The following is a 7466-nucleotide window of genomic DNA, read 5'->3' as shown; positions in this document are numbered from 1 at the left end:
GCCCCGAGCGCCAGCGTAGACGCGCAACTGGCGAAGTTTCGAAGATGGCCAACTCGCGCCAAAAGTTTGCGCCAAGGCCGCCACCTTTCGTTCTGGTGCTTTTTCGAAGGCTGCCAACGCCCTTCGAAGACTGCCACGTTTCCCTGCGCGAAGGCGGCCTTGGTGCGCTTCGAGACTTCGTCGCCCATCAGGAGGCGAATCTTGTCGAGCTTTTGCCATTGGCCGTCGAGCGCCAAGAGCGAGCCGATCTCGAAGTAGCCGGTGGCGACGTCGAGGCCCTTGGAGAGATCGCACCAGTCGCGCAGGTAACGGAGCACCTTCCAGTCGTCGTCACTATTGTCGACAATGAACAGCTCGCCGCCGGTCTTGCTGGTGCGCTTAGGCATGGCGGCCTCTTGGTCGGAAAGGCAATTGCGCGGCGCGTCTGCGGAATGACGTCCGTTCGGGCCTACGGACGCAAGCGAGGACGCTTACGCTACGAGGTTGCGCCCCTAGGCGATCGAAGAACGCCCCTTCGGGGCCACGAACGTTGCTCACCCGATGCCCTCCGCCAACTCACCGCGAGGTGCTTCACGCGCGTGCCCGACGCAGGCAGGCGCGGCAGCGGGTAGATTAGCAGACTGGGCGGTGAATGCAAGCAGGCGGAGGCCTGCCTCCTCCCCACCCGACCGACACCACGAACGACAAAGAGCACCCGAATCGCGGCTACTCGCGCGCCACGCCGAAACCGATACGTCTCTTTTGGGCAGGCGTTGGAGGCGCCATCAGTTGGCGAATGGCTTCGATGTCGGCCATTGGATAAGACGGCTGTCTCTCCGGCAAGGGGCTGCGCAAGTGTGCCGCGCCGCCGACGCCGACGGTTGCCTTTCGCCAGGGATGCGGCGATGATTCGGGGAAAGGATGGTTAAACGGAGTACGCCATGCCGGGCGGTCAGCCAGTTCTTCGCTTTCCGAACTGGGGGAAAGGGGATGGTGTCGGCCCATCGCGACCGCGACGGCCACCGAGACCACGCGCGCGTCCCCGACACTGTCGCCGCTTCCGCGGCGACCACCTCATGAATAATCCGGGCTACCGGCTTAGCGCGGCGGCGCTCTCGTTGGCGACGGGCGACTCTTCGCCGATGTGAAACAGGGAAATATAGTCGCGGTTGCAAAGCACGACGGCCGCCGTGAGGGGATCGCCCTTGCTGCCCGCATGGCCGATCTTGGCCTGTGTGACCGGAATAAAACTCTTCAACTCGTGCGCCATGGCCGAAACCGGGTCGGCCGACCCTCTCAGTTGCAGCCGGCCTTCGATCTCATAGCCCGACACGATCAGGAACGTCGGGTAGCTCTTCTTATCGACGAAGGCGAACCGCCTGGTTTCCGGTGCTTCGTGCCGGCCCCCGCCCAAGACGGCCAGCCGCACGAGTTGTTTGCGGACCACCACTTGTTTCAGCAAAGTGAGGCGGCTGGCTTTCGATTCGCGGCGCGCCACGTGTACGTCGTTCAGATAGACGTACTCGGAATTGGGATCGATCAGCACTTCCAAGAGACGAAGCCCCCGCGTCTCCACCTCCCCAATCAGCAGGTGTTCGTCGGTGACGAAAATCGCGGGTAGCTTCTGCGCAGCCATGTTCAAGGGTAGGTCATATTTTGTGGATTGGGGGTTGGAGGTTGGGGATTGGAAACCAAGACCTAAAGCCCAATGCCTAAGACCGATGCTATGGTCGGGCGATCCACCGGTTCGATGACGCCCCGTTCGCAAATGATGGCCTTAATCAGCCTGGCTGGCGTAACGTCGAAGGCCGGATTGTAGACCTGGATTCCATCGGGGGCCGTTTGTCGGCCAAACCCGTGCGTGATCTCTTGCGCCGGACGCTGCTCGATGGGAATCGTCTCGCCGTCGGCGATCGACCGGTCGAAGGTGCTGGTCGGCGCCGCCACATAGAACGGAATGTCGTGCGCGGCGGCCAGGACCGCGACGCCGTAGGTGCCGATTTTATTGGCCGTATCGCCGTTGGCGGCAATGCGGTCGGCGCCGACCACGACAGCCTGCACGCGGCCTTCGCGCATGACCTGGGCGGCCATTGAGTCGCAAATCAGGGTCACGTCGATCGCCCGTTGCTTCAATTCCCAGGCCGTCAGCCGCGCGCCTTGCAGCAAGGGGCGGGTCTCGTCGGCATAGACGTGCAACCGCTTGCCGGCGTCCTGAGCGGCGAAGAACACCGCCAGGGCGGTGCCGTATTCGGCCGTGGCCAGCCCGCCCGCGTTGCAATGCGTCAACACGCCCTGGCCGTCGCTCAGCAATTCGGCGCCATGACGGCCGATGGCACGGCACATCGCCCGATCTTCTTCGTGGATGGCACGTGCTTCGTCCAACAGCCGCTCGGCGATTTCCCCAGCCGGCGCGCGCCCTCGCCACTCGTGGGCCAGGCGTTTCATCCGCTCCAGCGCCCAAAAAAGATTCACCGCCGTGGGACGGCTCTGGGCGAGATAGGCGACCACCTCGTCAAGGCGTTGAAAGAATTCGCCTACCGGGTCTTGCCCCGATGTGGCAGCGGCGGTCCGCACCCCGAGCACCACGCCATAAGCGGCCGCGATACCGATGGCCGGGGGTCCGCGGACCCGCAGACTGCGAATGGCCTCAAAAACCGCCGTGACCTCAGCGCAGTCAAGATAGGCAAGCTCGGTAGGCAGGCGGGTTTGATCGATCAGCCGCAAGCAGCCCTGCACTCCGCCGACCCAAGCCACCGCCGTCGTGTTTTGAAACGCCTCCATAGGCTGAATCCTTGCACGTTCTCGGCCTGCGGAGTAGTCGAAAAAAAGCGTGCTCCCTAACCCTAGGGCGATGTTGGCGTTGCCGCCCAAAAACGCTACCATCCGCGGCACCGGGTGAGAAGGGACCACACAGGCAGAGAATGAATTGGCTCGATCCTCTCCGAGCTCTGGCTAGGACCGTCCGCAACCGCTGGCACGGTCAACTCCATCGGCAAATGGTCGCACAAGCAGAGCGCCTGGACGGCGCGCTTGGGAAACTGGAACAGCTTGACCATCGGCTTTCCGCGACTTTCGCCGAGGTAGAGCGGCTGCGCGCCGTGGCCGACGATGCCTCGCGAGTTGCAGCATCGCGCGCGGCGGTCAGCGGATCGCTGCTGGAATCCGTCGAGCAGCTTCTCGCTCGCCGGTTGGCCGAGCAAACGAGCGACCTACAGGATGACGCGCAACGGCATGCGGCTGTGATGGCGGCCATCAGCGCACCGCTGCTGGAATCGGTCGAGCAATTGCTCGCTCGGCGGCTGACCGAGCAAGCCGGCAACCTGCACGAGGATCTGCAAAAGCATGCCGCTTCGATGGCCACGTTTGGCGCGCCGCTCTTGGAATCTGTGGAGCAGCTTTTGTCTCGACGGCTGGCCGAGCTGAGCGTCGACGTGCAAGACCACTTGTTATTGAACGCGGCGTCGATTGTGGCCCAGGTCTACGAGCGCCTCGCGGCTCAAGGGGCGAAAACCGGGGAACTTCGCCCCTTTTCGCGGGACCTGCCCGCCCCGCCCCGCGCGGCCTGAAACTTGGTCAGGGCGAAGAACGAATGGAGTTGGCTCTCGCCGAAGCTCCACCACTTCCGCACCGTCTGGTGCTCGAAATCGACCAGGCCAAAACTCGGCCCGCTCTGGCCCACAAGGAACAACTCGCCCTCGAGATGCACCAGCCCGCGCAGCCAACCGGTCCGCGCCGGGCCGCATTGCTGGTGATCGGGAACGGCCGATACCGAAGCCATGAGAGCGCCCGTCCGGGGATGGTGCTTGTTGACCGTCCCTCTGTCCGTGTAGCTGACGTAATGGCCCTGCTTGGGCAGGTAAACGCCGTCGTGAAAACAACCGTCCCAGGCATCGCCGACATTGAATTGAGACAGGAACCAATCGCCGCGCGTCACATTCCATAAGCGGCCGCGGGACGGCACGTTCACGATCAATTCTCCGTTGACGAAAAAGTGATGATTGAAGTGGAATAGGTCGAGATCCTTGCCGGTGTAGAACCGGTAGTCGATGGCCTGGCCCGCGAACAGCTTGGGGCGCGCCCGTGCGTCGTCGGTCAGTCCGACGCGCTGGCACAACTCGTCATCCTCGTGCCCCAAATAGGCCCAGACGACGTTCAAATCGCGGTCGAGGGCCAGGATGGCATTGGCCAGCGGCGACGTGGCATACAGGAATTCGCCTTCGACGCTCAAGCTGTGCAGATCGCCCATCAAGCGATGGCTGCGCTGCGCCAGCAGTTGCCCCAGCGAGCGGTCGTAGAGGCAAACCGAATCATAGGTGGCCACGGCCACGGCGTCGTTGAGGACGGCGATTCCTTTGCCGGCGAACCGCTCCAGCGGCGACACGTGAAAGCTCGGCAGTTTGAGCCGGTGTACGACGTCAAGCGTCAGGCGATCGACATCGACTTCGATCCGCCAGATCTCGCCGGCTTCTTCTCCGCCGCGAGCCCAGGTGCGTGTGGTGGTGCGGCGCACCGTCGACGCCAAAAGTTGATAGCGCATCGCTTGTCTCACGGTTGCAACAGAATCAGGCCACGTTGAGCCGCGCCGCGGGCGCCAGGTCCTGGCCCGAATGCGGCACGACGGATGCATGCACCAGTTGCGTCCCGGGAGCATTGATACCGATCGCGATGGTCTCCAAGGGTCCCAGTGCCCGCAGCACGTCGGCGCGGCGTTCGGGCGGCACAAAGAAGAGCACGAACCCGCCGCCGCCCGCGCCCAACAGCTTGCCGCCCAAGGCCCCTGCTTCCAAACCTTGCTGATAGATGTGGTTGATGGCGTCGTTCGAGACGGAGTCGCACAGCGAGTTCTTCAGCATCCAGCCGTCGTGCAACAGGCGGCCAAAGCCGGCCAGACTTTGCCCGCTGGCCAGGATGTCGTAGGCGTCGTCGACCATCTGCCGCATCTTCTTGAGCTGTTGGACGTTGCGGTCGATTCTTTTCACCTGCTGCGCCGCCACTTGGCTGGCGCGCCGCCGCAGCCCGCTGTAAACCACCAGCAAGTGCTGCTCGAACTCGGCCTTGCGATCGGCCGCCAGCGGCACGCGATGCACCACGATGTCTCGGGTGGTGCGAAACTCGATCAGATTGAAGCCGCCCATGGCGGCGAACGTCTGGTCCTGGCAGCCGACCGACTCGCCCAACACGTCGCGCTCCAACTCGATGGCCTGATAGGCCAGATCGAGCGGGTGAACGAGGCGTCCCTGGAAAGCATAGAGTGCGTTCAGCACGCCCACCACAAAGCTCGATGACGTGCCCAGCCCGACGGACGACGGAAGCTCGGCCACACAGTCGACTTCGATGTCTTTGGTAATGCCCACCCAGCGAAGGCACTCTCGCAACGGGGCGTGCTCGATCTTTTCCAGGTCGGAAACGCACTCGACCTGCCGGTAGGCCAGCCGGATCGAATAGTCGAAGAGGCGCGAATAAAACCGCGTCGCGGCGAGATAGGTACACTTATCGACCGCGGTGCCCAGTACGGCGCCCCCATGGCGCGTGAAGTACTCCGGGTAATCGGTGCCCCCGCCGAAAAAACTCATGCGAAACGGCGTTTTGCTGATAATCATGCCGCCACCTGACGGAAGTGTTGACGAATGAAAGCATCGGCCTGGCCGAGACTTTCGGGAGTGCCGATGTCGAGAAAAGGTGCCCGACAGCGGTGGACTATCAGCTTGGCGCCGCCGGACAACAGTGCCGGAAACACGTCGCGTTCCATGCTCAAGGGCGTCGCTTGTGGAAAGCGGTGCAGCAGCCGTCTGCGGAAAAGATAGATGCCGGCGTTGATCACCGCGGGGCCGGGTTGTTTTTCATCGAAGCGCCGCAGCCGCCCGTCTGCGGCCGTTTCGAGCCGGCCGTAGCGCGAAGCATCGTCAACTTCGATGCCGATAACGACGCCGTCGACCGACTCTTCGCGGAGCAAACGCCAGGCGCCCGACAGGTCGGCCAGCACCAAGGAATCGCCGTTGGCCAGCACCACTGGATCGCTTGTTTCTGTAAGCGGCTCTGCCATCAGCAACGCTCCGCCGGTGCCCAACGGCTTGTTTTCGCGCACGGTCTGTAGGGAGCCCCCGCCGGTCGGGCGCGTGCGGAAATAATCTTCGGCCACCTCGGCCCGGTAGCCCAGCGAAATCACGAAATTCGGAATCCCTTGCCCGGCAAGATAGCGCAGAACCCATGCGATAAAAGGCTCGCCTGCCACGGGAATCATGGGCTTGGGCAGGTTGGGGCAAACAGAGCGGATGCGTGTGCCGAATCCCCCGGCCAAGATGACGGCACAGCTCGATTTGGGACTAAGGGGACTGGTCATCATAGATCACAACGAACGGGGCGGTGTCTGAGGTTAGTTATCGTGCGTAAGTCGTAGGGTGGGACCAGCGAGCTTGCGAGCGCCGGCCCACCATCGTAAGGCATCAGGCATCAGGCATCAGGCATCAGGCATCAGGCGTCAGGTGGTTTGTCCTGACGCCGGACGCCTGAAACCCGACGCCTCAAATCGGCGGGCCGGCGCTCGCCAGCTCGCTTTTTCCACCCTACGCTGCCTGCCGTTTCGCTTCTTCCGCCGTCAGCCAGTCGATCGTGGCCGCAAGTCCGTCGGCCAACGGCGTCAGCCGGATGCCGGGCAAAAGCCGTTGGAGCTTCCGCACGGCCAGGCACTTTGAGCGGGCTCCCACATAACGGCTGGTGTCGAACTGAATGGCGCCGAAATCGTAGCCCACATGCTCGCAAATCAGCCGGGCAAAATGGCGGATCGTAAACTCTTCACCCGCCCCGATGTTCACCAGCTCGTTGTCTACTCCCTCGGCCAAACACAGGGCGATGCGGGCAAAGTCGCCGACAAACACCAACTCGCGCGACTGATAGCCGTCGCCCCATAACACGACCGGCTCGCCATACAGCTTGCCACGCACGATCTTGCGAATCAGGTCGAAGACAAAGTGCATTTGCCGGCCGTCGGTGTGATAACCGGGGCCATAGAGCGTCGACGGGACGAGACAGAGATACTTCAGCCCAAATTGCCGGGCCAGAGCGAGCAGGCCGACGTAGAGCATCCGCTTCGTCATCGCGTAGGTGAAGAGACTTTCAATCGGCAGGCCGTCGAGAAAGCGGTCTTCGCCAAGCTCGCCGTCGGGCGGATAGGCACAGCTCGTGCCCATGGCGATCAGCTTGGCCTGCGGCTGCCGGGCCTGCCACCAGTCGAGCACATTGGTGTTGATGCGCTGGTTGATGAGCCATTGTTCGCCGGGGTGCGAAAGGCAGAAATCGCCGGCCTGCGTCCAGGCCGCCAGATGAAAAATCTGGTCGTATTTCTTCCCATCGAAGGCGTGGAGCGAACCGGGCCTGGTCAAGTCGCAATTCTTCGAGCCGAGGCGCAGCACCTCGTCGCCACGCGCCGCAAGCTGCGCGCACAGCGCCGTCCCCAGGAACCCCGTACCGCCTGTCACAAGAACCCGCAT

The 7466-nt window shown here is 63.1% G+C and carries 8 protein-coding genes; 1 reads left to right on the top strand and 7 read right to left on the bottom strand.

Translation table 11 applies throughout. The annotated features are described in order from the left end of the window. The 3 genes from VNH11_17875 to mtnA all read right to left on the bottom strand — a co-directional run. The coding region (locus VNH11_17875; GenBank protein HVA48239.1) for a hypothetical protein at positions 1-386 on the bottom strand (386 nt) is incomplete at its 3' end. 683 nt (positions 387-1069) lie between these two features. Next, positions 1070-1615: a hypothetical protein gene (locus VNH11_17870; GenBank protein HVA48238.1), complete on the bottom strand. Its 546-nt coding sequence runs from the start codon at positions 1613-1615 to the stop codon at positions 1070-1072. Positions 1616-1677: 62 nt separating this feature from the next. After that, a complete protein-coding gene (gene mtnA / locus VNH11_17865; protein ID HVA48237.1) occupies positions 1678-2760 on the bottom strand; it encodes an S-methyl-5-thioribose-1-phosphate isomerase in 1083 nt (360 codons plus the stop codon). A 215-nt stretch (positions 2761-2975) separates the two neighbouring features. On the opposite strand from mtnA, the gene VNH11_17860 reads away from it, so the two are divergent. Continuing rightward, the gene (locus VNH11_17860; GenBank protein HVA48236.1) at positions 2976-3545 is read left to right on the top strand and encodes a hypothetical protein; all 570 of its coding nucleotides are present in this window, start codon (positions 2976-2978) and stop codon (positions 3543-3545) included. Here the strand turns inward: VNH11_17860 and VNH11_17855 are convergent. From VNH11_17855 to VNH11_17840, 4 genes are all read right to left on the bottom strand, one after another. Beyond that, the gene (locus VNH11_17855; GenBank protein HVA48235.1) at positions 3476-4516 is read right to left on the bottom strand and encodes a hypothetical protein; all 1041 of its coding nucleotides are present in this window, start codon (positions 4514-4516) and stop codon (positions 3476-3478) included. The two genes, VNH11_17860 and VNH11_17855, sit on opposite strands and share 70 nt — an antisense overlap. Before the next feature lie 25 nt (positions 4517-4541). Further along, entirely contained in the window at positions 4542-5579 is a 1038-nt protein-coding gene (locus VNH11_17850; GenBank protein HVA48234.1) for a hypothetical protein, read from the bottom strand. Next, entirely contained in the window at positions 5576-6322 is a 747-nt protein-coding gene (locus VNH11_17845) for a nucleotidyltransferase family protein (GenBank protein ID HVA48233.1), read from the bottom strand. Before VNH11_17845 ends, VNH11_17850 begins: the two co-directional genes overlap by 4 nt. A 220-nt stretch (positions 6323-6542) precedes the next feature. Next, positions 6543-7466: an NAD-dependent epimerase/dehydratase family protein gene (locus VNH11_17840; protein ID HVA48232.1), complete on the bottom strand. Its 924-nt coding sequence runs from the start codon at positions 7464-7466 to the stop codon at positions 6543-6545.

This window comes from Pirellulales bacterium (assembly GCA_035533075.1).
In the GTDB taxonomy this organism is placed as follows: domain Bacteria; phylum Planctomycetota; class Planctomycetia; order Pirellulales; family JAICIG01; genus DASSFG01.
This window is presented reverse-complemented; position numbering and strand designations above follow the sequence as displayed.

Bases quoted from the DNA above. Each gene is read 5' to 3' on its own strand.
- VNH11_17845 (HVA48233.1), bottom strand. From the start codon at position 6,322: ATGATGACCAGTCCCCTTAGTCCCAAATCGAGCTGTGCCGTCATCTTG.
- mtnA (HVA48237.1), bottom strand. From the start codon at position 2,760: ATGGAGGCGTTTCAAAACACGACGGCGGTGGCTTGGGTCGGCGGAGTG.
- VNH11_17850 (HVA48234.1), bottom strand. From the start codon at position 5,579: ATGATTATCAGCAAAACGCCGTTTCGCATGAGTTTTTTCGGCGGGGGC.
- VNH11_17870 (HVA48238.1), bottom strand. From the start codon at position 1,615: ATGGCTGCGCAGAAGCTACCCGCGATTTTCGTCACCGACGAACACCTG.
- VNH11_17840 (HVA48232.1), bottom strand. From the start codon at position 7,466: ATGCGGGTTCTTGTGACAGGCGGTACGGGGTTCCTGGGGACGGCGCTG.
- VNH11_17855 (HVA48235.1), bottom strand. From the start codon at position 4,516: ATGCGCTATCAACTTTTGGCGTCGACGGTGCGCCGCACCACCACACGC.
- VNH11_17860 (HVA48236.1), top strand. From the start codon at position 2,976: ATGGTCGCACAAGCAGAGCGCCTGGACGGCGCGCTTGGGAAACTGGAA.